Annotated in this window: 20 protein-coding genes and 2 pseudogenes; 15 read left to right on the plus strand and 7 right to left on the minus strand. The window is 70.3% G+C overall.

What is annotated here, in order from left to right; translation table 11 throughout:
• Positions 1–35 precede the first annotated feature (35 nt).
• From BST44_RS13725 to BST44_RS13740, 4 genes and pseudogenes are all read left to right on the plus strand, one after another.
• Positions 36–3,014 (plus strand): glycohydrolase toxin TNT-related protein, encoded by a 2,979-nt coding sequence (locus tag BST44_RS13725; RefSeq protein WP_083177655.1) that lies wholly within the window; start codon positions 36–38, stop codon positions 3,012–3,014.
• Positions 3,014–3,544: a TNT antitoxin family protein gene (locus BST44_RS13730; RefSeq protein WP_083177656.1), complete on the plus strand. Its 531-nt coding sequence runs from the start codon at positions 3,014–3,016 to the stop codon at positions 3,542–3,544. Before BST44_RS13725 ends, BST44_RS13730 begins: the two co-directional genes overlap by 1 nt.
• 68 nt (positions 3,545–3,612) lie before the next feature.
• Positions 3,613–3,875: pseudogene (locus BST44_RS13735) on the plus strand (hypothetical protein).
• A gap of 57 nt (positions 3,876–3,932) precedes the next feature.
• Positions 3,933–4,157, plus strand: coding sequence for a hypothetical protein (locus tag BST44_RS13740; RefSeq protein ID WP_083177657.1), 225 nt, complete (start codon positions 3,933–3,935; stop codon positions 4,155–4,157).
• Between the two features lie 59 nt (positions 4,158–4,216).
• Here BST44_RS13740 and BST44_RS13745 read toward each other — a convergent pair whose 3' ends face one another.
• Positions 4,217–4,630, minus strand: a complete 414-nt coding sequence (locus tag BST44_RS13745; protein ID WP_040623142.1) for a F420-dependent biliverdin reductase — start codon at positions 4,628–4,630, stop codon at positions 4,217–4,219.
• 35 nt (positions 4,631–4,665) lie between these two features.
• Here BST44_RS13745 and dprE2 point away from each other — a divergent pair, with 35 nt between their 5' ends.
• The 4 genes from dprE2 to BST44_RS13765 are packed head-to-tail and all read left to right on the plus strand — an operon-like array spanning position 4,666 to position 8,061.
• Positions 4,666–5,415 carry a decaprenylphospho-beta-D-erythro-pentofuranosid-2-ulose 2-reductase gene (dprE2, locus tag BST44_RS13750; RefSeq protein ID WP_083177658.1) on the plus strand — a complete coding sequence of 250 codons (750 nt, stop codon included), beginning with the start codon at positions 4,666–4,668 and terminating at the stop codon, positions 5,413–5,415.
• Positions 5,412–6,581: a precorrin-6y C5,15-methyltransferase (decarboxylating) subunit CbiE gene (gene cbiE / locus BST44_RS13755; protein WP_083177659.1), complete on the plus strand. Its 1,170-nt coding sequence runs from the start codon at positions 5,412–5,414 to the stop codon at positions 6,579–6,581. The genes dprE2 and cbiE overlap by 4 nt, the downstream gene beginning before the upstream one ends.
• Positions 6,578–7,333 (plus strand): precorrin-4 C(11)-methyltransferase, encoded by a 756-nt coding sequence (gene cobM / locus BST44_RS13760; RefSeq protein WP_083177660.1) that lies wholly within the window; start codon positions 6,578–6,580, stop codon positions 7,331–7,333. Before cbiE ends, cobM begins: the two co-directional genes overlap by 4 nt.
• A complete protein-coding gene (locus tag BST44_RS13765; protein ID WP_083177661.1) occupies positions 7,333–8,061 on the plus strand; it encodes a cobalt-precorrin-6A reductase in 729 nt (242 codons plus the stop codon). The genes cobM and BST44_RS13765 overlap by 1 nt, the downstream gene beginning before the upstream one ends.
• On the opposite strand, the gene sigC is transcribed toward BST44_RS13765, so the two are convergent.
• Both sigC and BST44_RS31320 read right to left on the minus strand, forming a co-directional pair.
• Positions 8,058–8,615, minus strand: coding sequence for an RNA polymerase sigma factor SigC (gene sigC, locus BST44_RS30905; protein WP_244184811.1), 558 nt, complete (start codon positions 8,613–8,615; stop codon positions 8,058–8,060). The genes BST44_RS13765 and sigC overlap by 4 nt on opposite strands.
• A 141-nt stretch (positions 8,616–8,756) precedes the next feature.
• A pseudogene (locus BST44_RS31320) lies at positions 8,757–9,431 on the minus strand (DUF2275 domain-containing protein); the annotation flags it as partial.
• A 134-nt stretch (positions 9,432–9,565) separates the two neighbouring features.
• Here BST44_RS31320 and BST44_RS13775 point away from each other — a divergent pair.
• Entirely contained in the window at positions 9,566–11,149 is a 1,584-nt protein-coding gene (locus tag BST44_RS13775; RefSeq protein ID WP_083177662.1) for a PPE domain-containing protein, read from the plus strand.
• Here the strand turns inward: BST44_RS13775 and BST44_RS13780 are convergent, their stop codons facing one another.
• Genes BST44_RS13780 through cobG form a run of 3 tightly spaced genes read right to left on the minus strand, consistent with a single transcriptional unit; the run spans position 11,150 to position 14,380 of the window.
• Complete coding sequence (locus tag BST44_RS13780; protein ID WP_083177663.1) at positions 11,150–12,643, minus strand: precorrin-2 C(20)-methyltransferase; 1,494 nt, start codon at positions 12,641–12,643, stop codon at positions 11,150–11,152.
• Positions 12,640–13,266 carry a precorrin-8X methylmutase gene (locus BST44_RS13785; RefSeq protein WP_083177664.1) on the minus strand — a complete coding sequence of 209 codons (627 nt, stop codon included), beginning with the start codon at positions 13,264–13,266 and terminating at the stop codon, positions 12,640–12,642. The genes BST44_RS13780 and BST44_RS13785 overlap by 4 nt, the downstream gene beginning before the upstream one ends.
• Before the next feature lie 4 nt (positions 13,267–13,270).
• Complete coding sequence (gene cobG / locus BST44_RS13790) at positions 13,271–14,380, minus strand: precorrin-3B synthase (protein WP_083177665.1); 1,110 nt, start codon at positions 14,378–14,380, stop codon at positions 13,271–13,273.
• A gap of 143 nt (positions 14,381–14,523) precedes the next feature.
• Between cobG and BST44_RS13795 the strand changes: the two genes are divergently transcribed.
• The 4 genes from BST44_RS13795 (at position 14,524) to BST44_RS13810 (ending at position 20,100) form a co-directional block, all read left to right on the plus strand.
• Positions 14,524–15,192 carry an alpha/beta hydrolase gene (locus tag BST44_RS13795; protein ID WP_083177666.1) on the plus strand — a complete coding sequence of 223 codons (669 nt, stop codon included), beginning with the start codon at positions 14,524–14,526 and terminating at the stop codon, positions 15,190–15,192.
• A gap of 3 nt (positions 15,193–15,195) precedes the next feature.
• Positions 15,196–18,768: a cobaltochelatase subunit CobN gene (gene cobN, locus BST44_RS13800; protein ID WP_083177667.1), complete on the plus strand. Its 3,573-nt coding sequence runs from the start codon at positions 15,196–15,198 to the stop codon at positions 18,766–18,768.
• A gap of 84 nt (positions 18,769–18,852) precedes the next feature.
• Positions 18,853–19,239 (plus strand): PPOX class F420-dependent oxidoreductase, encoded by a 387-nt coding sequence (locus BST44_RS13805; RefSeq protein ID WP_083177668.1) that lies wholly within the window; start codon positions 18,853–18,855, stop codon positions 19,237–19,239.
• Positions 19,240–19,245: 6 nt separating this feature from the next.
• Entirely contained in the window at positions 19,246–20,100 is an 855-nt protein-coding gene (locus tag BST44_RS13810; protein ID WP_083177669.1) for a type 1 glutamine amidotransferase domain-containing protein, read from the plus strand.
• A gap of 4 nt (positions 20,101–20,104) precedes the next feature.
• Here the strand turns inward: BST44_RS13810 and BST44_RS13815 are convergent, their stop codons facing one another.
• Positions 20,105–20,809, minus strand: a complete 705-nt coding sequence (locus BST44_RS13815; protein WP_083177670.1) for a dienelactone hydrolase family protein — start codon at positions 20,807–20,809, stop codon at positions 20,105–20,107.
• Positions 20,810–20,882: 73 nt separating this feature from the next.
• Here BST44_RS13815 and BST44_RS13820 point away from each other — a divergent pair, with 73 nt between their 5' ends.
• Both BST44_RS13820 and BST44_RS13825 read left to right on the plus strand, forming a co-directional pair.
• On the plus strand, positions 20,883–21,413 hold the full coding sequence (locus BST44_RS13820; RefSeq protein ID WP_083177671.1) for an FxsA family protein: 531 nt from the start codon (positions 20,883–20,885) through the stop codon (positions 21,411–21,413).
• 71 nt (positions 21,414–21,484) lie between these two features.
• Positions 21,485–23,050 carry an amidohydrolase gene (locus BST44_RS13825; RefSeq protein ID WP_083177717.1) on the plus strand — a complete coding sequence of 522 codons (1,566 nt, stop codon included), beginning with the start codon at positions 21,485–21,487 and terminating at the stop codon, positions 23,048–23,050.
• Positions 23,051–23,272: the final 222 nt, after the last annotated feature.

Consider the following 23,272-nt stretch of genomic DNA (forward strand, 5'->3'; position numbering starts at 1 on the left):
AGCGGCGGCGCGCGGCCTCGACCAGAATTTTGCGCATGGCTCCGTTGGCTGTCGATCCCGAGGCGATGTTCGCTGCGGGTAGCGCGGTGCAGGCCGCCGGCGAGGGTCTGGCGGCGAATCTGGCGGTATTGACGGCCGGCTTTTCCGCCCACACCGGTGTCGACCGGGCCGGCGAGGTGTTCGGCTTGGCGTATCAGGAGAAGGCCGAGTCGGTGCTGAAGGCGGCCGCCGCCGCCGTCAACGCTTGCCGCAAAAGCGGGGCCGTCATCCAGCAAGGCGCGTCGAACTACTCCCACGCCGAGGCGGCGTCGACGCTGGGCGGCGGAAGCAGAGCGTTAGAGCCACCGTCCCCTCCGGCCGAACTTGCCGCGCCGGGGCCGCCCGGGACGTGGGGGCCCGGCCAGCCGCCCCCACCGCTGTGGTCGCTCGTGCAATCGTTCGTCCTCGAGGCATGGCCCGATGGCGATGTGGTGGGTCTGCGTGCGGCTGCATCTTGTTGGCGTGCCTTCGGGGCGGCGGCCAAGGGTGTGAAAGGAACTCTCGGCGCATCGAAGACGCTGTTCGACAGCCAACACATTCCTGAAGGCGAGAAGATCGACAACGCTTTGAGCCAAATCGGCTCGTCGACAGACGTTATCGGCGCGCTGTGCGACTCACTGGCCCGCACCATCGACACGTTCGCGAACAGGGTGGACCACGCCCAAACCGCGATCCGGGATCTGTTGAGTCGGATCGAGTCCCTGGGCGACCTCGGTCACGATGTCATGCTCATCATCGACGGTGACGCCTGGGATGAGATCAAACAGATCGTCAGGGACATCAACGCGGTGCTGCAGCATCTTGGGCAGGAGGCCAGGGCCTGCGAGGAGGCGATCAGGTTCCTCGTGCAAGAGGCCGATCGCGCGGTCGTCACATGCGAGAAGTACGCGCGCCGCGGGCTCGTCCAATTCCTGGGAGACGACGTCGGTAACCCCGTCGCCACCGTCGCCGACACGTGGATCAATGGCTATACCGGTGTCCTCAAAGGTGCGGTCGGCGTGGGGCTGGGCCTCGTCGATCTGAGCCCGCACTGGATCGCCGCCGATCCCCAGGGTGCGGCCGCCACCTGGACGGGCTTGGTGAAAAACGCCTGGAAAGAAAGTTTGATCAATGCCGCGGTCAATCCCGAAGAATTTTCGGAAGCGAGGCTGCAGGAGCTGAAAGGCCTTGTGCACGCCAAGGATTGGACTTGGGATCGGCCGGGATTGGGCGCCGGTGAAGTCGCATTCGACGGCCTCACCCTGATCGCCCCGGGCCTCGGTGGGGCGGGTGCGGCGGCCGACGGCGCGGGAGCCGCCGCACGTGGCGCGGAGGAAGAGGCGGAGGCCGCGGGTCGGGCTGCCGGGCGTGCCGGTGGGGAAGGCGCGGCGGGAGCGCGCGGCGCGCTGACCGACATCACCAAGGCCGGCGGCGACGTGACCAAGAACCTCGAAGGCGCCACCGGTGATCTGCCGGAAATCAAACCGCCCGCTGGCGGTGCTCCCGTCGGTCTACCGTCCGGCAAGCCACTCGAGGCACCCGTCGAGGCGACACCAGGACCACACACCGCCGCACCGGGTGCGCATGATCCAACTGGCGTGCCGCGGCCGGCCGCTCCCGAGGGCCCGGGACTCGGCAGCGGCAGCGGTCCGCATGAGCCGGTGGCGGCGCCTGCGGCCGCTGGTCCGCACGACCCGGCATCGGTGCCGGCCGAGGCCCCCGCTCCTGCGGCACCTGGGGGCGGGGTCCCGCATGAACCAGGATCGGTTTCCCCTGCGAGTCCCCGAGAACCCGTGCCGGCGGTGGCCGAAAGTCCGCGCGAATCGGTGCCCTCGTCCGTGGCTGATCCGCGCGAACCGATGCCGGCCACGGCACGCGAGTCAGCTCCGACGGCCGGACCCGCCGCTGCCAATGACCGTGTGCCGGCCGGCGTTGCGCAGCAAGCCCAGCATTCGCCGGCGCATGCGCCGGTAATGCTGAGCGGATCGCCGGTTGAGACCGCCCCGGTTAGTGCCGGCGCTCCACGACTTGCGCACCCTCCTTCTGCTGCTCCCGCTGCACCGATGGCCTCACCGCATTTCGGCGCGATTGGCGGTCGTCCGGCGGAAATCCCAGCGCCGGGCCGCGCATGGCAGAGCCCTGGTGACGCTGGTCCGCCGGAGAGTCAGCCGCCGCACGGTGGAGAGCCACGCGGGCCCGGCGACGTCGATCCGGCTGGCAGTAAGCCGGACGGACAACCGCCGGGCGGGGGGCATCGCCAGTCTGGCGACGGAGATTCACCCGGTGACCGCAGTAAGGTAGGCCCGCACGACGGCGATGGTTCAAAGGACCCGGGTGATGGTGGCCATCCAGGGGGTGAACGTCAGGACCCCGTGCATTCGCACGAGCCCGCGGGGGACGGGTGGCATCGGTTACCGGATGAGCCACTTGACCCGCATTACGGGGAGCCGCTGGATGAACACTGGGATTTCGCCGACGATCCGGTTGATCCTTCGAAGATTGATAAAGACGTGGCGAAGCTCATACGTGACCCCGAAGCACCATTTGGTCGTGACCCGCAAGGTCATCCTTACACCGAAGAGGAATACGCGGAACGCTTCAATGACGTAGGGCCAGAAGGCCAGAATTGGTCTAAATTTCCCCTTAATGCCGGTGCCGTCCCAGGGACGCGGGTCGCCTACACCAATGCTGCATCCTTCCTGCGAGACTATGGCTCATCCCTTGATCGGGTCGGCAAAACTGATGGCAAGTATCTAGCTGTCATGGAAGATGGCCAAGCGGCTTCATGGGAGCAGAGGGCTCTCCACGTCACCAACCTCCGCGACCCCTACCACAGCTACGCCTTCGGCGAACTACCGGAAGACTGGACCATTGAAGTATCGGAGGTCGGGCCTGGAGTGGGCCAACAGGGCGGGTCGATCCAAGTCCGGGTGTTCGATGCGGATGGAAAAGTTCAAATAATTGACAAGCTTATAGAGCGAGGAGTTCTGGAGTGATGACAGGCGCCGTGGATCTCTCTCCCGACCTACAAAGGTGGATTCGTCTCGCTGGCTTGGGCATGGTCCAGGGAAGTCAAGCGCACGATGGTCGAACGATCATCTGGAACACAGGCGGCGAAGTACGCTACTTCATTGGCATCAATGATGGGTGGTACGTCGTCACATCCTCTGATCGTATGGGGCCTGAAGCATACGATTTCGCGGGACGAACGATGCCGGTAGTGGAAAAGTACCTGTACGGATTGTTTGGGGGGTCTGCCCGGGGCGAGAGGCTCCCGAGGCTAAAAATCCCGTTTCGACGCGACGAGCTGCGGCCGGGCTACAGCATCGGCAAACGGCCATTTGCCGGACGAGAGCGTCACACGTTAATTGATCAGCCAGGGATGGTTGTGGCGATTGCGGGTGTGGAAGACCTTGTCGAGTTATCTCATTATTTGGATGCAACTGGAAAGATGATAGAGGACACCTATCTATCTCCCGATGGCAAGCCGCTTTTTGGCGTGCGAGATTCTAAGAATCCGTCGTGAAACTGGTTCGATTGATTGAGTTGTTGCGTGGGCAATCCCCCTTTTTGTTGACCTTGAAGGGCCCGACAATGGAATTTGAAGACAAATATGTATCGTTCGTAGACCGATATTCTATCGGTATTGAAAAGAGGTCGGGTCGCTACTACACGTCGATACCAGTGAGCAACGGTATCGTGGATTATGCGGAGTACTACGAGCTGAGGCCCGAGCAATGCAGTCATTTCTTGCATGACCGCGAAGCTGCATTTGAGTTCGCTGAAGCATGTCGCAAGCGTGAGCACGATGCTTGCTCCTACAGAAGCCGGGCAGTAACCGAGGAACGCCTGTCTGACGGCGTGCGGCTACTCAACTGAGTACAAGAGGCAAGGGATAGGGGGAATATGGCGTCATGAGGAAAATCGCGGGGAAAATTTTCTCTACTCCTGCCGGCGTGACTCGGCCGACGGAAGAGGAGCTGGCGCAGGCTCAGAGGAGCTTTGATGAATTTGAAAAGAAGATAAACGCTGTTGCTCCGGAAGATCGAGTAAAAGATGTGTCACCCAAGGTTTGGGATGACATCTCGGGTACTGAATTTGACCCCCGGAGGAACGTCGCTGAAGCGGACCATAGCTAGGTTGTGGCCGCGCGAGGGGAGAGTCGGCTGGTCGTCGTCGGTCGGCGAACCCAGCGGCGCTACTGCTCGCCCCGGTCCAGCAAGCCCGAAGACCCCAGCACCCGCTCCACCCGCACCTCGATGACCACCCGCCGCGGATTCGGGCGGGGCGTCCGGTAGCGCTGGGCGTATCGCAACTCGGCATCGCGGACGGCGTCCGCGTCGCTGTTCACCTTGGAGCTGCCCTCCAGCGACAACCACCGCGCGCCGTCGACCTGGCTCAGCACCGCCACCCCGCCGCGGTCGGCGTTCACCGCCTTCTGCGAACCGCCGGTGGTGATGACGCGCGCGATGTGCGTCTTGGGGTCGAAGGTGAAACCCACCGCCACCACATGCGGCGAATTGTCGGCTCGCAGCGTGGTCAGCATGGCCAGATGCCGTTCGGACAGAAACGCCAGCGCATCGTCGGTGAGCCGGGTAGTGGTATTCGCCATCACCGCACACGCTAGCGCAGGTAATAATCGCAGCCGTGGACGACACGGGCGCGGGACCAGTCCTCATCCTCGGCGGGCGCAGCGAGATCGGCATCGAGCTGGCGCGGCTGCTGGCGCCCGGGGCGACCGTGGTCCTGGCCGCGCGCAAGGCCGACCACCTCGACGAGCAGGTCGCCGCGCTGACGGCCGCCGGCGCCACCGCGGTGCACACCAGGGAGTTCGACGCCGACGACCTCGCGTCCCACGGCCCGCTGGTCGACGCCGTCGTCGCCGATCACGGGCCCATCGCCACGGCGGTGCTGGCCTTCGGAATCCTCGGCGACCAGTCCCGCGCCGAGGCCGACGCCGCGCACGCAGTGGCCGTCGTGCACACCGACTATGTCGCCCAGGTCAGCATGCTCACCCACCTGGCGGCAGCGATGCGCGAGGCGGACAACGGCCGGCTGGTGGTGTTCTCCTCGATCGCCGGCGCACGGGTGCGTCGCGCCAACTATGTCTACGGCTCCGCCAAGGCGGGCCTGGACGGCTTCGCGAGCGGGCTGGCCGATGCCCTGCACGGCACCGGCGTCAAACTCCTGATCGCGCGCCCGGGTTTCGTCATCGGACGCATGACCCATGGCATGGATCCCGCGCCGCTGTCCAGCACGCCCGCCCAGGTGGCCGCCGCGACCGCGCGTGCGCTGGCGAATGGCCGACGCACCGTGTGGATCCCGTGGGCGCTGGGGCCGGCGTCCGCCGTGATGCGGCTGCTGCCGCAGTTCGTCTGGCGCAGGATGCCACGATGATCATCGTGGTCGGCATCGGCGCCGACGGCATGGCGGGGCTGGCCGCAACATCGCGTGACGAATTACAAAGGGCCACAGTTGTTTACGGGTCCAAAAGGCAACTCGACCTGCTCGACGACACCGTGACCGCGCCCCGCCGCCAGTGGCCCTCGCCGATGCTGCCCGCCCTGCAGACCCTGACCGACCGCCACACCGACGACGTCCACGTGGTGGCCAGCGGCGACCCGCTGCTGCACGGCATCGGGGGCACGCTGATGCGGCTGCACGGCCCCGATCACGTCCGGGTGCTTCCGCACGTCTCCTCGGTGACCCTGGCGTGCGCGCGGATGGGCTGGAACGCCCAGGACACCGAGGTGATCAGCCTGGTCACCGCGCCGCCGCACACCGCGGTGCGCCGCGGCGGCCAGGCGATCGTGCTGTCGAAGGGGCGGCTCACGCCGCACGAAGTCGCCGCACTGCTGACCGCGCACGGCCGCGGGGAATCCGAAATGACCATCCTGGAAAACCTCGGCGGCCCAACCGAGCACCGCCGCGGCGGCACGGCGCGCCAATGGGCCCAAGCGCCCTCGGACGTCGACGACCTCAACGTCATCGCCCTCCGGTACCTGCCCGACGAACGGCTGTTGCCGCTGCCCGACGACGCCTTCGCCCACGACGGGCAGATCACCAAACACGGAATCAGGGCGGTGACGCTGGCGGCGTTGGCGCCGCGTCCGGGTGAGCGGCTGTGGGACGTGGGCGCGGGCTCGGGCAGCATCAGCGTCGAATGGTGTTTGAGCTGGCGCGGTTGCGCCGCGGTCGCCTTCGAGCGCGACGAACGGCGCCGCCACAACGTCGGGCTCAACGCCGCCGCCTTTGGCGCCGACATCGACGTGCGAGGCGACGCCCCGGACGGGTTCGCCGGGCTCGAACCGCCGTCGGCGATCTTCATCGGCGGCGGCCTCACCCAGCCCGGCCTGCTCGACGCGTGCCTCGAGCACTTGCCGACCGGCGGTCGCCTCGTCGTCAACGCCGTCACCGCCGAATCGGAAGCTACTCTCGCAGGGTCGCATTCACACCTCGGCGGGCAACTGCGACGCTTCCAGCACTATCACGGCGAGCCGCTCGGCGGCTTCACCGGATGGCGCCCGCAGATGCCGGTCACCCAGTGGATGATCACGAAATGACGGTGTACTTCATCGGAGCGGGCCCCGGCGCCGCCGACCTGATCACGGTTCGCGGCCAGCGGCTCCTCCAGAGTTGTCCCGTCTGCCTCTACGCCGGATCGATCATGCCCGACGACCTGTTGGCCCTGTGTCCGCCCGGGGCCAAAGTCGTTGACACCGGCCCCCTGACGCTGGAGCAGATCGTCACCGAACTGGCGGACGCCGACGCCGCCGGCCACGACGTGGCGCGGCTGCATTCCGGTGACCCGTCGCTCTACAGCGCGCTGGCCGAACAATGCCGCCGGCTCGACACGCAGGGCATCGATTACGAAATCGTGCCGGGCGTGCCGTCTTTCGCCGCAGCGGCGGCGGTGCTCAAGCGTGAGCTCACCGTTCCCGGCGTGGCGCAGACCGTGACCTTGACCCGGGTCGCCACCCTGTCGACGGCCATGCCAGCGGGGGAGGACCTCACCACCCTCGCGCGATCGGGCGCCACGCTGGTCCTGCACCTCGCGGCCGCCCAGATCGACGCCATCGTGCCGCAACTGCTCGACGGCGGCTACCGGCCCGAAACCCCCGCCGCGGTAGTGGCTTTCGCGAGCTGGCCGCAACAAGTGGTGCTGCGCGGGACGCTCGCCGACATCGCCGCCCAGATGAACCAGGCCGGTGTCACCAAGACGGCGGTGATCGTCGTCGGTGACGTGCTGGCCGCGGAGGGATTCACCGACAGCTACCTCTATTCGACCGGGCGCAGCCGGGGGAGCAGGCACTGATGCGAGTGCTGCTGCTCGGCGGTACGGCCGAAGGTCGCGCGCTGGCGAACGCCCTACACCCGCGCGTCGACATCGTCAGCTCGCTGGCGGGCCGCGTGCCCGACCCCGCGCTGCCGGTCGGCCCCGTACGGGTCGGCGGTTTCGGCGGCGTGGACGGGCTGCGACGCTGGCTGCTGGACGAAGACATCGGGGCCGTCATCGACGCCACCCACCCGTTCGCGGCGGCCATGACGGCGCACGCCGCGCAGGTGTGCGGTGAGCTCGGGATTCCGCACCTGGTGCTGGCGCGTCCGGCGTGGGATCCGGGCTCTGCCATCGTCGTCGAATCGGATGGCAGGGCGGCGGAAGCCGTTGCGGAGCATGAGTTTTCACGGGTCTTTCTCACCACCGGACGGTCGGGGACCAAGGCGTTCGTGGACAGCGACGCGTGGTTCCTGATCCGGGCAGTCACCCAGCCCGACGCGGCCTCGCTGCCGTGCCGCCATCAACTGGTGCTGTCCCGCGGCCCATATCGCTACCAAGGCGAGCTGGCGCTGCTGCGGGAACACCGGATCGACGCCCTCGTCACCAAGAACAGCGGCGGGGAGATGACGAGGGCAAAGCTGGATGCCGCTGCCGCGCTGGGCATTCCGGTGCTGATGGTGGCGCGGCCGCCGTTACCGCCCGGGGTGACGGCGGTGGGCAGCGTCGACGAGGCCGCCGAATGGCTCTACCGCCAAGACAATTAGCCCGTCAGGTCGTCGCGCTCGACATCGGCGGCCAGCAGCGCGTCGCGGGCGCGGGCGACGCGGGATCGGATGGTGCCCACCGGGCAGCCGCACACCGCCGCAGCGTCGGCGTAGGGTAGCCCGAGCAATTGCGTGAGCAGCAAGGCTTCTCGTTGTTCGGGGGTCAGACTCGCAATCATCGTCGTCACCTCGACCAGGTCTTCGAAGCCGCGGGCGTGGCGGTCGCCGCGTAGGACGTGCTCCGGGTCGGCCCCCAGGGCGGCGCGCGGACGCGACTGCACGTGGCGAATGTGATCGGCCACGACGCGGCGCGCGATGGAAAGCAACCAAGTTCGTGCGCTCGAGCGCCCGGAGAACCGTTCGATGGCGCCGATCGCGCGCAGGAAGGTCTCTTGAGTCAGGTCGTCGGCGCTGCCCGCGTCCGACAGGTACGTGACGAACCGCCACACGTCCCGCTGGGTGGCCTTGATGAATGCCTCGAGCGCCCGGTCGTTCCCACGCGCCGCGGCCAAGGCGAGCTCGGTAACGGCCTCGTCGTCGCTTGACGCGATCATGGCGAACCACCTTTGTCTCGCGGGCTGACTGAGTCTACGACGGCCTGTCGTAGTCATCGCGACGGGGTCGGAGGTCGATCGATTGATGGGCCACAGATGACCGCGGCGCCGCGCGGCGGGGGACTCGGCCGGCCAAGCCGGGTCGTCCGCCGCATCGGATGCGCCGGCTCTGTCCGCGCGCACCCGTTCGCGTGCCACCAGGAACGCGAACGCGACGCCCAACAGCAGGGGCATGTGGCTGGCGATGCGCGTGGCGGTGACGTCACCGGCGAAGGCATCGACGGCCACGTAACCGAACAGCGCGACCGAGTACACGCCCGTAATCGCCGCCACGCCAATGGCCGTGACGGGCCACACGCCCGCGGCAACCATCGCCAGACCCAGCGCCAGCAACCAGGCGGTGGACTCGTGCATCAGGTGCTCCCCGGACATGGCGCCGTGCATGTGGCTCGACACCATGCCGAAATCGACGCCGCTGATCTGCGCGGCGGCAATCGCGACCTGGAAAATCCCGACGGCGATCAGGCCCCACCGCCGGTAGTGCGAGCGCAGCCAGCGCATCCGCCGACGGCGCCCGGACGACTCCTCGCCGATGCTCGCCATGATCTTCGCGACCAGGTCGGGCCCGTCGTCGGGCTCGACCGTGGCCAGCCGGCGGGTCTGGGTTGCGGCGCCGATCAGCCAGGAGCGGCAACGCCGGCACGACTCGAGATGCGCATCGACCTGCTGCGCGAGCAGCTGGGGACGTTCGCCGTCCAATCGAGCCGAGAGCGCCTCACGCGCCGCGTCACACCGCATCCCTGCATCGTTGCGCATGCCCGGTCCACGTGCAAAGACCACGCCAAATCAACCGCAGGGAACTAAACCGTCCCGCAAACCGACCACTGGACGTCCGCAGCCCCGACATTCACCGAAGAGGTATTCGTGTTCGTGCCCGAAGGCCCCCGCCGATGACGGCCCCGATCTGGATCGCCTTCCCTCCCGAAGTGCACTCGACCTTGCTCAGTAGCGGCCCCGGACCTGGGCCGCTGCTCGCGGCCGCCACGACGTGGTCGTCGATGAGCGGCCAATACGCCGAGGCCGCAGACGAACTCGGCGGGCTCCTGGGCGCCGTGCAGGGCGGTGCGTGGGAGGGGCCGACCGCCGAGCAGTACGTCGCGGCCCATGCCCCCTATCTGGCTTGGCTGCTGGAGAGCTCCGCGAAGAGTGCGACCGCCGCGGCGCTGCACGAGACGGCGGCGGGCGCCTACACCGCGGCGCTGGCCGCCATGCCGACCATGCCGGAACTGGCCGCGAATCACGCGACCCACGCGGCGCTGGTGGCGACGAACTTCTTTGGCGTCAACACCATTCCCATCGCCGTCAACGAGGCCGACTACGCGCGCATGTGGGTGCAGGCCGCCACGACGATGACCACCTACCAGGTGGCGGCCGAGTCCGCCCTCGCTGCGGTGCCCGCAGCCACGCCGGCGCCTTCGATCGTCACCCCGGCCGCGGAGGCGAGCGTCGCCACGATGCAAGCCGCAGACACGCAGCAGCAAGCGGCACAGACCTATCCATCCTGGCAGGACCAGCTCACGGCGTGGCTGCAGCAGTACACGAAGAATTTCGCCTGGCCGGTGTCCAAGGACCTCAACCCCGGCGGTTGGCCGTTCCCGCCGGTGCCGTTCGTCAACGGACTCGCCTCCTTCTTCGGCCAACTGGGGTTCTCGCCGGCCCTGTCCAGCGCGCTGGGCTGGGCGATTTTCCACACGCTGATGATCTTCTGGCCCTTCATGCAGGCCGCCATCCAAATGGCCGTGGTGCTCGCACCAATGGTCGTTTCGGCCCTGGGCGCCGCGGCGGCAGGGGGCGCGGCGGCGGCGATCACCGCGGTCAGCGTCGCGGCCCCCCTCTCCGCCCCCGCGCCACTGCCCGCGCCGGCGACCGCGCCCGCGCCGATGGCGTCCGCGCCGGCCCCGACCGCCGGCACCGCGCCGGCGAGCGTGAGCACCGCCCCGACGGTGTCCAGCGCGCCCGCGTCGACCGTGGCCACTCCGGCCGGTGGCGGACCGGTGGGCGGCGGACCCGGAGTCGGCTTCGGGCCGACCGCGACGAACGGCATCGGAGCCGGCATGTCCGACGGCCTGTACGCGGCGGCGCTGTCGGGGCTGGCGGCGCGCGGGAGCGCCAGCGGCCGGGCGCGCCGCAAATCGGAGGAGCCGGCGCCCGACGACGTCGACGCACCCGCCGCGGCCGCCGCCGCGGCCGCGGCCAAGAAGAAGGCCCGGGCCCGTCGCCGCCGCGCCGGGACGGCCACGGACCGCGCCTACCGGTACGAGTTCATGGACCTCGACCAGGAATTGGGCTTCGACGCCGAAGACCCCGACACCGTGCGCCCCTCCGAGCAGGGCGGGGGGCCGCACGGATTCGCCGGGGCCGCAGCGACATCCGGTGCGGCCCGGCCCGCCGGTTTGACGACGCTGGCCCGCGGCGGGTTCAGCGAAGGCCCTAACGTGCCGATGATGCCCAGCAGCTGGAGCAACGACGACTAACTAGCCGAGCGGGTAGCGCCGGGGCGTGAACACCCGATCGCCGGAATCGCCCGCATACCACTGGGTTTGCGACGAGCCGACGATCAACAGGCAGCGCATGTCCACCGTGGCGGGGTCGAGGTCGGCCAGCCGCACCACGCGGACATCCTCGTCGGGCCCGGAAACGCTGCGTCCGACCACCACCGGCGTGCCAGGTTCGCGGTGTTGCAGCAGCAGGTCACGCATCGCGGCGACCTGCCATGTTCGCGTCTTGGACGCCGGGTTGTAGATCGCCAGCACGAGGTCGGCGGCGGCCGCGGCGGCCAGCCGCTCGGAGATGATCTCCCACGGCTTGAGCCGATCGGACAGCGAGATCACCGCGTAGTCGTGCCCCAGCGGGGCGCCGACCCGGCTCGCCACGGCCTGCGCGGCCGTCATCGCCGGAATGACCCGGACCCGCACGCCCGGCCACTCCTTGGCCTCCTCCAGCACGGCGGTGGCCATCGCGAAGACTCCGGGATCGCCCGACGACACCACCGCCACGGCCCGGCCCTCCTCGGCCAGCGCGCAGGCCAGGCGGGCACGCTCGGGCTCGTCGGTGTTGTCGCTGGCGTGCCGGCGTTGGCCGTCGCGCACTGGCACGCGATCCAAATAGCCGCCGTAGCCGATCAGGTCGGTGGCGGCGGCCAGCTCTCGCCGGCTCTGCGGGGTCATCCAGTCGCTGTCGCCGGGGCCCAGACCGACCACGGCGACGGACCCTGCGGGGGGCGACTGCCGGCCTCGCCGCCCGCCCGGCAGCATCGCCAGCGAGAAGTACGGCACGCCTGCCTCGTCGACGTCGGCGGCGGGCAGGATGCGCTGCCCGGCGGTGCTGGCCCGCTCGACGTAATACGCGTCGTCCAGTTGGCCGGATTCCGAAAGCGCTTCCCGCACAGCACGATATGAACGTCCCAGTTTCAGCACCACCGCGGCGTCGGCGTCGGCCAGGCGGCGGGTCAGCTCGGCGACCGGCAGGGTGCCCGGCAGCACCGAGAGCACCTCGTCGCCGGCGACCAAGGGTGTCGCGATCGCGGCCGAAGCGGCGCTCACGGACGTCACACCCGGCACGATGACGGCGTCGAACCGCTGCGTCAGCCGCGTGTGCAAGTGCATGTATGAGCTGTAGAACAGGGGGTCCCCCTCGGCCAGCAGCGCCACGTTGCGGCCCGCGTCGAGGTGCGCGGCGATGCGCGCGGCGGCGTCCACGTAGAAGTCCTCCAGTGCCCCCGCGTAGCCGCCGGGATGGTCGGTCACCTCGGTGGTCACCGGATAGACGAGGTGCTCCTCGATCTGGCCGGGCCGCAGGTACGGTTCGGCGATGCCGCGCGCGATGCTGCGGCCGTGCCGGGCGCTGTGGTAGGCCACGACATCGGCCTCGCCGATCACCCGGGCCGCCTTGACGGTGACCAATTCGGGGTCACCGGGCCCCAGCCCGACGCCCCACAGCGTGCCCCGCCGGCTGCCCGGGTCGGTCATTCGCGGTCGCTCGCGATCGCGTTAACGGCCGCGGCGGCCATGGCGCTGCCGCCGCGGCGGCCCCGCACCACCAGATAGGACATCCCGCGCGGGCGGTCGATGAGCTCCTGCTTGGACTGCGCCGATCCCACGAACCCGACCGGGCCGCCCAGCACGCCGGCCGGCGGGGAGACGCCCTCGTCGACCAGCTCGAGCAGCCGGAACAGGGCCGTCGGCGCGTTGCCGATCGCGAGCACCGCGCCCGGCAGCCGATCGGCCCACAGCTCGACCCCGGCCGCCGATCGGGTGGTGTGCCGGCGCGCGGCCAGCTCGGGGGCGCGCGGATCGGCCACCAGCGAGACCACCTCGTTGCCCGCCGGCAGCCGCGCGGCGGTGATTCCCGCCGCGACCATCGACGAATCGCACAGCACCGGGGCGCCGCCGCGCAGGGCGGCGCCGACCCGCGCGGCAACGTCATCGGTGAACGCGACGTGCTCGGCGACGTCGACCTGCCCGCAGGTGTGGATCAACCGGACCACCACCCGCGCGACGTCCTCCGGGAACGGGGTCAGGTCGGCTTCCGCGCGGATGGTCGCGAACGACTGGCGGTAGATCTCCGCCGCGTCGCGGATGTAGTCGAGCACCCGATTACCGTAGCTGGCGGTATCCGTCGCCGGTCGCCAGCAGCACCTCAGCGGCGAGCGGGCTGCCGCACGCGCGTTCGCAGCCGACGAAGTGACGATGCATCCCCGCATCCGGTTTCAGCGCCCGGGCGGCGTCTGCCCGCACATCGGCGGCCGAGTGCGCGCACCCGGGACTGCCGGTGCAGGCGCTGACGGTCAGCCAGGGGGAGTTCTCGTCGAAGACCAAACCCGACGGGGCCAGCACCCGCAGCGCGACGTCGGCGACGGCCTCGTCCAGATCACACACCAGCACCGATCGCCACGGCGTGATCACCAGCGGGGCCTCGATCGCCGCCAGGTACTCCGCGACCCGTGCGGGCAGCACGCCCAGCGGCACAGCGGCACCCAGGGCCACGCGGCCTTCTGAACCGGGCTGGTCCTGGGCGATCCAGCCCACCGGCGGCCTGGTGACCGCGGAAAAGGGGGCGGCACCGAGTTCGACTCCGGGCAGCAGCCTTTCGAGATCGTCCAATTCCTTTACCCGCCAAGCACTTCCGCGCGTAGTGGCGAAGCGCGTGGCGATGACGACCAGCGTCTCGACCACCTCGTCGGCGCCCAGGCGCAGACCGGTGTCGCGTCCCGCCAGCAGCAGCGCGCAGCCGTCGGGGAACGCGTGCACGCCGACGTCGGCGCACAGACCCGACACGTCGGCGTGCCCGTCGTCGACGCTGAACCAGAACCGGCCGCCCAGCCCGGCGAGGCGGGGCTCGGCGCGGATCGCGGCGTCCAGGCCGGCGACCCACGGCCGCACGTCGGCGTTGCCGCCGGCCCGGCCGGACAGCGGAGACGCGACGATGTTGCGGACGCGCTCGTGCGTCGCCGACGGCAACAACCCGGCGCCGGCGATGGCGTCCGCGGCCGCCGCCTCGTCGGTGATCCCGCGCACCTGGATGTTGCCGCGGGCGGTGAGCTCGAGCGTCGACGAGCCGTATTCGCTCGCCACCCGCGCCAGCGCCGCCAGCTGGGCGGCCGTCAGCGTGCCGCCCGGCAGCCGAATCCGCGCCAGGGCGCCGTCGGCCGCCCGGTGCACCTGCAGCGCGCCCGGGCAGGCGTCCGTGCCGCGCGTCCTGGCCACCCGTCCACGGTACCCAGGGCGCACCAGCGTCGCGCCGAACGTGCACTCACTGCGAGGTTCCGCCGAATCCTTTTCGCACTGAATGCACGTTGGGCGGCGCCCGCGGGGATTGATACGGCACGACCCTGGGCACCCTCGTCTCCGTGCGGACAGTGGAGTACGCCCCGGGACGTTTGGCCGATGTCTATGGCGATCCACCGCGGCCCGCCGTTCTGCTGTGGCACGGCATGCAGACCGATGCGCGCGCCGCCTTCGGTCCGCTCGCCGGCATGCTCGCCGACTGCGGCGCCGCGGTGGTGGCGCCGGACTGGAACTCCCACGCCGACGACGGCGGGCGCGCGGACCTGCTGGGATCGCTCGACTTCGCCCGCGACTTCGCCGGCGAGGGGAACGCCATCGTGCTCGTCGGCTGGTCGATGGGAGGCGCCGCTGCCGCGGCTTTGACGCTGAGCGGCGATGCGCACTTGGCCCACACGGTTTGTCTGGCGGGCGCGTTCATGGTCCCGGATCCGATTTTCGGTCGGCGCGTGGCCGACGAACTCCCGGCGCAGCGGGTCGGCCCGCCGTTCACCCTGCTGCACGGCCTGGCCGACGACGTGGTCCCGGCGACGGCCAGCAGGGAGTTCGCCGGGGGTCTGCGACGGGTCGGCTGGCCGGTCGAGCTGGTCGAGCTGGCGGCCGACCACGGGTCCATCGCCGGCGCCGACTACGACGCGGTCGCGGATCGCTACGAGCCGGGCAGGAGCGAGGAGGCGCTGCGCGCGGCCGGCGAGGTCGCCGCCCGGATCGCGGCGACGTTGCGGTACGAATGAGGGGTGGCTGAGCCGACCATCCTGCTGCTGTCGACGTCCGACACGGACCTGATCAGCGCCCGCGCCAGCGGGAAGAACTATCGGTGGGCCAACCCGTCGCGCCTGGACGACGGCGAACTGCCGGACTTGCTGGCCGGCGCCTCGATCGCGGTGGTCCGCATCCTCGGCGGCTACCGCGCCTGGCAGAGCGGCATCGACACGGTGATCGCCAGCGGTGTGCCGACGGTGCTGGTCAGCGGCGAGCAGGCCGCCGACGCCGAGCTGACCGGCCTGTCCACGCTGGCCGCCGGCATCGCGGTGCAGGCGCACATCTACCTCGCGCACGGCGGCGTGGAGAACCTGCGCCAGCTGCACGCCTTCCTTTCCGACACCGTGCTGATGACCGGCTTCGGGTTCGGTCCGCCGGTCGTCACGCCGACCTGGGGCGAGCTGGAGCGGCCCACCGGCGCCGCCGACGGACCCACGATCGCCGTCCTCTACTACCGCGCGCAGCAACTGGCGGGCAACACCGCGTACGTCGAGGCGCTGTGCCGGGCCATCGAGGACGCCGGCGGTCGGCCGTTGCCGGTCTACTGTGCGTCGCTGCGCACCGCCGAACCCGAACTGCTGCAACGCCTCGGCGATGCCGACGCCATGGTGGTCACCGTCCTGGCCGCCGGGGGGCTGAAACCCGCCACGGTCTCGGCCGGCGGCGACGACGACAGCTGGAACGTCGAACACCTGGCGGCGCTTGGCATTCCGATCCTGCAGGGGTTATGTCTGACCAGCTCCCGGGCGCAATGGAGCGAAAACGACGACGGCCTCAGCCCGCTCGACGTCGCCACTCAGGTGGCCGTGCCCGAGTTCGACGGCCGCATCATCACTGTCCCGTTCTCCTTCAAGGAGATCGACGACGACGGGCTGATCTCGTACGCCGCCGACCCGGAACGGTGCGCGCGTGTCGCGGGCCTGGCGGTCCGGCACGCCCGGCTGCGCCACGTCGCCCCGGCGGACAAGCGGGTGGCCCTGGTGTTCTCGGCCTATCCGACCAAGCACGCCCGGATCGGGAACGCCGTGGGCCTGGACACGCCGGCCAGCGCCATCGCCCTGCTGCGGGCGATGGGCGAGCGCGGCTACCGGGTGGGCGACCTGCCCGGCGTCGAGGCCAACGACGGCGACGCACTGATCCACGCCTTGATCGAACGCGGCGGCCAAGACCCCGACTGGCTCACCGAGGGGCAGCTGGCCGGCAACCCGATCCGGGTGTCCGCGAGGGACTATCGCGACTGGTTCGCCACCTTGCCCGCCGAGCTGACCGACGCGGTGACGCAGCACTGGGGTCCGCCGCCCGGCGACCTGTTTGTGGATCGCACACACGACCCCGACGGTGAAATCGTCATCGCCGCAATGCAATCGGGCAACCTGGTGCTGATGGTGCAGCCGCCCCGCGGCTTCGGGGAGAACCCGGTGGCGATCTATCACGACCCGGACCTGCCGCCCAGCCACCACTATCTGGCCGCCTACCACTGGTTGGACGCCGGGTTCGGTTCGCACGCGGTGGTGCACCTGGGCAAGCACGGCAACCTGGAGTGGCTGCCCGGCAAGACGCTGGGCATGTCGGCGGCCTGCGGGTCCGACGCCGCGCTGGGCGACCTTCCCCTGATCTACCCCTTCCTGGTCAACGACCCCGGCGAGGGCACCCAGGCCAAGCGGCGGGCGCACGCAGTGCTGGTCGACCACCTCATCCCACCGATGGCGCGCGCCGAAACCTATGGCGACATCGCCCGGCTGGAGCAGCTGCTCGACGAGCACGCCAACGTCGCCGCGCTGGACCCCGCCAAGCTGCCCGCCATCCGCCAGCAGATCTGGACGCTGATCCGCGCCGCCAAGATGGACCACGACCTCGGGCTCACCGAGCGGCCCCCCGAGGACTCCTTCGACGACATGCTGCTGCACGTCGACGGCTGGCTGTGCGAGATCAAGGACGTGCAGATCCGCGACGGCCTGCACGTCCTGGGCCAAAAGCCCTCGGGCGAGGTCGAACTCGACCTCGTGCTGGCCATCCTGAGGGCCCGCCAACTGTTCGGCGGCGAGCACACCCTGCCCGGGCTGCGACAGGCGCTGGGCCTGGCCGAGGACGGTACCGACGAACGGGCGTCGGTCGACCGGGCCGAGGCCGCCGCGCGCGAGCTCGTCGCCGCACTGCAGGCCAGCGGCTGGGATCCGGAGGCCGCGGACCGCATCACCGGCGATCCGGAGGTGGCGGCGGTGCTGCGGTTCGCGGCGACCGAGGTGGTGCCCCGCCTCGCCGGCACCGCCGCCGAAATCGACCAGGTACTCAACGCGCTGGACGGCCGGTTCATCCCGGCCGGCCCGTCGGGGTCTCCGCTGCGCGGCCTGGTCAACGTGCTGCCGACCGGGCGCAATTTCTACTCGGTCGATCCCAAGGCGGTGCCGTCGCGGCTGGCCTGGGAAGCCGGTGTGGCGCTGGCGGATTCGCTGCTGACCCGGTACCGCGACGACCACGGTAGGTGGCCTCAATCGGTGGGGCTGTCGGTGTGGGGCACCTCGGCGATGCGCACCTCGGGTGACGACATCGCCGAAGTGCTTGCACTGCTGGGCGTCCGGCCGGTCTGGGACGACGCGTCGCGGCGCGTCGTCGATCTCACCGTGATCCCGCTGGCGGAGCTGGGCCGCCCGCGTGTCGACGTGACCGTGCGCATCTCGGGGTTCTTCCGCGACGCGTTCCCGCACGTGGTGACGATGCTCGACGATGCGGTGCGACTGGTCGCCGACCTCGACGAGGCCGCCGACGACAACTACGTGCGCGCACACGCCCAGGCCGACTTGGCCCAGCACGGCGACCAACGACGCTCTACGACAAGGATTTTCGGTTCGAAGCCGGGCACTTACGGAGCGGGGCTGCTGCAGCTGATCGACAGTCGCAACTGGCGCGACGACGCCGACCTGGCGCAGGTGTACACCGCGTGGGGCGGCTTCGCCTACGGCCGCGGCCTGGACGGTCGCGAGGCCGTCGACGACATGAACCGCCAGTACCGGCGGATCGCGGTGGCCGCCAAGAACACCGACACCCGCGAGCATGACATCGCCGACTCCGACGACTACTTCCAGTACCACGGCGGCATGGTCGCCACCGTCCGGGCGTTGACCGGTCAGGCCCCGGCCGCGTACATCGGCGACAACACCAGACCTGACGCGATCCGCACCCGCACGCTGTCCGAGGAGACCGCCCGGGTGTTTCGCGCCCGCGTCATCAACCCCCGTTGGATGGCCGCGATGCGCCGGCACGGCTACAAGGGCGCGTTCGAGATGGCGGCCACCGTCGACTACCTGTTCGGCTACGACGCGACCGCTCAGGTGATGGCCGACTGGATGTACGAACAGCTCACCGAGCGCTACGTGCTGGATCCCGAGAACCGGAAGTTCATGGCCGAATCCAATCCCTGGGCGTTACACGGCATGGCCGAACGCCTGCTGGAGGCCGCCGGCCGCGGCATGTGGGAACGGCCGCAACCGGATACCCTCGACGGCCTGCGCCAGGCGCTGCTGGAAACCGAGGGCGACCTGGAAGGCTAGTTCCCCTGGCGAGCAGACGCAGAATCGCATGGGAAGGGTCTTCTCCATGCGATTCTGCGTCTGGTCGCGCGGTAGGTTAACAGCGTGACGCCCACCTTCGCCGATCTCGCCAAAGCGCAATACCTCCTGCTGACCACCTTCACCAAGGATGGCAAGCCCAAGCCGACGCCGATCTGGGCGGCCGCCGACCAAGACCGGCTCCTGGTCATCACCCAGGAAAAGTCGTGGAAGGTCAGGCGGATCCGCAATACCCCAAGGGTGACGCTGGCCACCTGCACCATGCAGGGTCGCCCGACCAGCGAGGCCGTCGAAGGTACCGCCGCCGTCCTCGACAAGTCGCAAACCGCGTCGGTCTACGACGCCATCGGGAAGCGTTACGGCGTCGTGGGCAAGGTCTTCAACTTCTTCAGCAAGCTGCGCGGCGGCATGGAGAACAACGTCGGTCTCGAGCTCAGGCTGGCCCAGACCTAGGGTCGCATGGGCACCGTCCTCATCCCGATCCCGGACCGCGACTTCGACCCGACCGAGGTCGCCGTCAGCTGGCGCATCCTTACCCGCGAGGGTCATCGGGTGGTGTTCGCCACCGAGAGCGGCGCGCCCGGCGCGGCGGACGACATCATGGTCACCGGCCGCGGCTTGGACGTGTGGTCCGCCCTGCCGGCGCTGGGCGCCATCCCGCTGATCGGGTTGGCGCTGCGCGCCAACAAGGACGGGCGTGACGCCTACCGGGAGATGTTGGCGTCCAAAGAGTTTCGGCACCCCATCGCGTGGGCCCAGGCCACGCTCGACGGCGTCGACGCGCTGCTGTTGCCGGGCGGGCACCGCGCCCGCGGCATGCGCAGCTACATCGACAGCGACACCCTGCACCGGTTGGTCGTCGAGGCCTTCGCGCGAAAGGTCATCGTGGCCGCCATCTGCCACGGTGTGCTCCTCGCCGCGCGCAGCGTCGACCCAGCCAGGGGCCGCTCGGTGCTGTACGGGCGCCAGACCACGGCGCTGACGTGGGCGATGGAGCGGCTGGCGTGGCGATTGACGCGGGTCACCCGATTCTGGGACCGCGACTACTACCGCACTTACACCGAGGAACCCGGCCAGGCGAGCGGCTACATGTCCGTGCAGTCGGAAGTCACTCGCGCACTTGAGGATCCGGCCGATTTCCGCGACGTCGTGCGCGGTACGCCGGGCTGGCGCCGCAAGACGTCCGGCGTCGCGCGCGACAGGGCGACCGACTCGCGGCCCGCGTTCGTCGTCGACGACGGCGACTACATATCGGCGCGTTGGCCCGGAGACACCCACACGTTCGCGACGGTGTTGTCGCGAAAGTTGATGTGACGCATCATCGGGCCCCGGCGGCCAGGTGTTCGCCGAAGAACGCGAAGACCCGGCGCCAGGCGTCCTCGGTGGCCGCGCGGTCATAGCCGAAACCGGTGATCCGAAGCAATGGCTGGGCGGGCAGTTCGTTGGCGAAGCTGTGGCCGACACCGGGATAGACCTTCACGTCGGCGGTGATGTTCTTTTCGGCGATCGTCGCGCGCAGTTTTTCGGGCGCGCCCCGTCCCAGCGGATCGCGGGCGCCGAAACTGGCCACGATCGGGCACGCCCCGTCGAGCGTCTTGTCGAGGTGGCGGGGCAGGGGAGCGCCGTAGAACGGCGCGGAGGCGCCGAAACCCTTGGGCGACATGACCAAAGCGAATTGGCCACCCATGCAGAAGCCCGCGATGCCGACCTGGCCGGAGCATTCCGGCATGGCTTTCAGGTGATCGCGGGCGGCAGTGATGTCGTCGAGGGCGCGGCCGCGCTGTGTCTGCAGCTCCTTCATCACCCGGGTGATGCAGCGCAGGCGGCCGCCCCTCGCGTACATGTTCGGTGTGATCGCGATGTAGCCGGCCTGCGCGATCCGCTTGTTCGTCGACTCCTTGTCGTGGGCGTATCCGAACGCGTCATGGATGACGACCACGCCGGGCCACGGGCCCTGGCCGGCGGGAAGGTCCAGCAGCGCGTCGATCGGTCCGTCGGGGGTGTCGATCTCAATCGTGGTCATATCGTCATCTAACTGCAATCGCCCCGGGCGCCACCATGGGAACTTCGCCGCGGTCGGCGCGCGTTGGCGGGACATGCTGTCACGGCTGTTTTTCGTCTACGCCGCCGTCGAGCTGGTGGCGATCATCGCCCTGGTCTCGACGGTTGGGTGGGGCTGGACGCTGCTGGCGTTGGCGGGCGCGTTCCTGCTCGGCTGGGGCCTGGTGGTGCCGGCGATGGGCTCCCGCCTCGTCCGCCAGATCGGGCACTTGCGTTCCGGCCTGGCCGAGCCGCGCGTCGCCGTGCGCGACGGGACGCTGGTCACCCTGGCCACCGCCCTGGTGCTGGTGCCCGGGCTGGTCACCACCGCGTTGGGGCTGTTGCTGCTGGTGCGGCCGGTCCGGTCGGCCGTCGGTCCCGGTTTGGCCGCGATCGCCATGCGCGGTCTGCGGCGGCGGATGCCGCTGCTCGCCGACACGACGCTGTTCGCCCCACGGCAGGGCCACGCCGGCGCCCACGACGGCTACATCGACGGCGAGGTCGTGGACGTCCGCGACTTCAGGCCGCCCGCCCTCCCGGACGAGCCTGTGCGCGGCGGATATCCGGGGCGGCCCGGCTGGGACTGATCGCCCGGCCGCGACCCACGTAGTTTTGCCCTGTGAACGACACGCCCACCACGCTGCTGGTCAACGGCCGGATGCACAGCCCGTCCCATCCCGACGCCACCGCCATGGCGGTGCGCGGCGACGTCGTCGCGTGGCTGGGCCGCGACGAAGTCGGTCGCGAGCAGTTCCCCGACGCCGACGTCGAGGACGTGGACGGCGGGTTCGTGGCGCCCGGGTTCGTGGACAGCCACATCCACCTGACCGCGACCGGCCTCACGCTGAGCGGGCTGGACCTGCGCGCGGCGGGCTCGCGCGCGCACTGCATGCAACTGCTCGCCGAGCATGCGGCCGAGCACCCGGGCCTACCGGTGTGGGGGCACGGCTGGGACGAGTCGTCGTGGCCCGAGAACGCTCCCCCGAGCACCGCCGACCTCGACGCCGTCCTCGGTGACCGGCCGGCCTACCTTTCCCGGATCGACGTCCACTCCGCGCTCGCCTCGACGGGGTTGCGCCGGCTGGCCGCGGACCTGCCCGCGGCGGCCGGATTCGACCCCGACCGGCCGCTCACCGGCGACGCCCACCACTCGGTCCGCGCGGTCGCCCGTGACCTGTTGACGCCCGGCCAGCTGGCCGAGGCCCGTGCGGCCGCCCTGGCGGCCGCGGCGGCGGCCGGCATCGTCGCGGTGCACGAATGCGCCGGCCCCGAGATCGGCGGGCTGGACGACTGGCTGCGGCTGCGGGCCCTCGGACACGGCGTCGAGGTGACCGGCTACTGGGGCGAGGCGGTGAGCACCGCCGCCCACGCGCGGGCGCTCATCGAGCAGACTGGGGCCCGCGGGCTGGCCGGCGACCTGTTCGTGGACGGCGCGCTCGGATCCCGCACCGCGTGGCTGCACGAGCCGTACGCCGACGCCCCGGATCGGCAAGGCACCCGTTATCTCGAGCCCGACGCCATCGAGGCGCACGTGCGGGCCTGCACCGAGGCGCAGGTGACGGCGGGCTTCCATGTCATCGGCGACGCCGCCGTCTCGGCGGTGGTGAGCGCCTTCGAACGCGTCGTCGCGCGGCTAGGGGCGGTGGCCGTCGCCCGCTGCGGGCATCGCCTCGAGCACGTCGAAATGGTCACGGCCGAGCAGGCCGCCCGGCTGGGCCAATGGGGCGTCATCGCCAGCGTGCAGCCCAACTTCGACGCGTTGTGGGGCGGCGCCGACGGCATGTACGCGCGGCGCCTGGGCGCCGAGCGAGGCAGTCGGCTCAACCCGTTAGCGCTGTTAGCATCCCAAGGCGTGCCCCTCGCGCTAGGTTCCGACGCTCCCGTAACGGGCCTCGACCCGTGGGCGAGCGTGCGCGCGGCGGTCAACCATCACACGCCCGGCAGCGCGGTCTCCGCACGGGCCGCGTTCGCCGCCGCCACCCGGGGCGGCTGGCGGGCCGCCGGCGTCCACGACGGCGTGACGGGAACGCTGGTGCCCGGCGCGCCCGCCTCCTACGCGGTCTGGGACGCCGGTGCCCTGGACGTCCACGCCCCCCGGGATGCAGTTGCGCGGTGGTCGACCGACCCGCGTGCCCGGGTGCCGGCCCTGCCCCGCCTGGGCCCCGACGACGCGCTGCCGCGCTGCCGGCGAACGGTGCATCGGGGCGCTGTCATCCATGGCTAGGGAATGGTTCGGCCGACGGGGCCGACCCGACCGCGCCGACGAGCCCGACCCGCCGGCGCGCCCGATCGGCGACCCGATCGGCGACCCGATCGGCGACGAAGCCGAATCCGATCGCGACGACGAGCCCGCCGCCGTCGACTCAGAGCTCGAAACCCCACCCGCCCCCGACGCCGGACCCGACAGCACCGAGCCCGCTGCCACGCCGCGCGCGGGCCGCCCGGC

It is taken from the genome of Mycobacterium scrofulaceum, assembly GCF_002086735.1.
GTDB classification, from domain to species: domain Bacteria; phylum Actinomycetota; class Actinomycetes; order Mycobacteriales; family Mycobacteriaceae; genus Mycobacterium; species Mycobacterium scrofulaceum.

Excerpts from the sequence above, each read along its gene's own strand:
- BST44_RS13725 (WP_083177655.1), top strand. The coding sequence starts at position 36 with ATGGCTCCGTTGGCTGTCGATCCCGAGGCGATGTTCGCTGCGGGTAGC.
- BST44_RS13740 (WP_083177657.1), top strand. The coding sequence starts at position 3,933 with ATGAGGAAAATCGCGGGGAAAATTTTCTCTACTCCTGCCGGCGTGACT.
- BST44_RS13775 (WP_083177662.1), top strand. The coding sequence starts at position 9,566 with ATGACGGCCCCGATCTGGATCGCCTTCCCTCCCGAAGTGCACTCGACC.
- BST44_RS13825 (WP_083177717.1), top strand. The coding sequence starts at position 21,485 with ATGCACAGCCCGTCCCATCCCGACGCCACCGCCATGGCGGTGCGCGGC.
- sigC (WP_244184811.1), bottom strand. The coding sequence starts at position 8,615 with ATGATCGCGTCAAGCGACGACGAGGCCGTTACCGAGCTCGCCTTGGCC.
- BST44_RS13780 (WP_083177663.1), bottom strand. The coding sequence starts at position 12,643 with ATGACCGACCCGGGCAGCCGGCGGGGCACGCTGTGGGGCGTCGGGCTG.
- BST44_RS13765 (WP_083177661.1), top strand. The coding sequence starts at position 7,333 with ATGCGAGTGCTGCTGCTCGGCGGTACGGCCGAAGGTCGCGCGCTGGCG.
- BST44_RS13810 (WP_083177669.1), top strand. The coding sequence starts at position 19,246 with ATGGGCACCGTCCTCATCCCGATCCCGGACCGCGACTTCGACCCGACC.
- BST44_RS13730 (WP_083177656.1), top strand. The coding sequence starts at position 3,014 with ATGACAGGCGCCGTGGATCTCTCTCCCGACCTACAAAGGTGGATTCGT.
- cbiE (WP_083177659.1), top strand. The coding sequence starts at position 5,412 with ATGATCATCGTGGTCGGCATCGGCGCCGACGGCATGGCGGGGCTGGCC.
- BST44_RS13745 (WP_040623142.1), bottom strand. The coding sequence starts at position 4,630 with ATGGCGAATACCACTACCCGGCTCACCGACGATGCGCTGGCGTTTCTG.
- BST44_RS13820 (WP_083177671.1), top strand. The coding sequence starts at position 20,883 with ATGCTGTCACGGCTGTTTTTCGTCTACGCCGCCGTCGAGCTGGTGGCG.
- BST44_RS13815 (WP_083177670.1), bottom strand. The coding sequence starts at position 20,809 with ATGACCACGATTGAGATCGACACCCCCGACGGACCGATCGACGCGCTG.
- cobM (WP_083177660.1), top strand. The coding sequence starts at position 6,578 with ATGACGGTGTACTTCATCGGAGCGGGCCCCGGCGCCGCCGACCTGATC.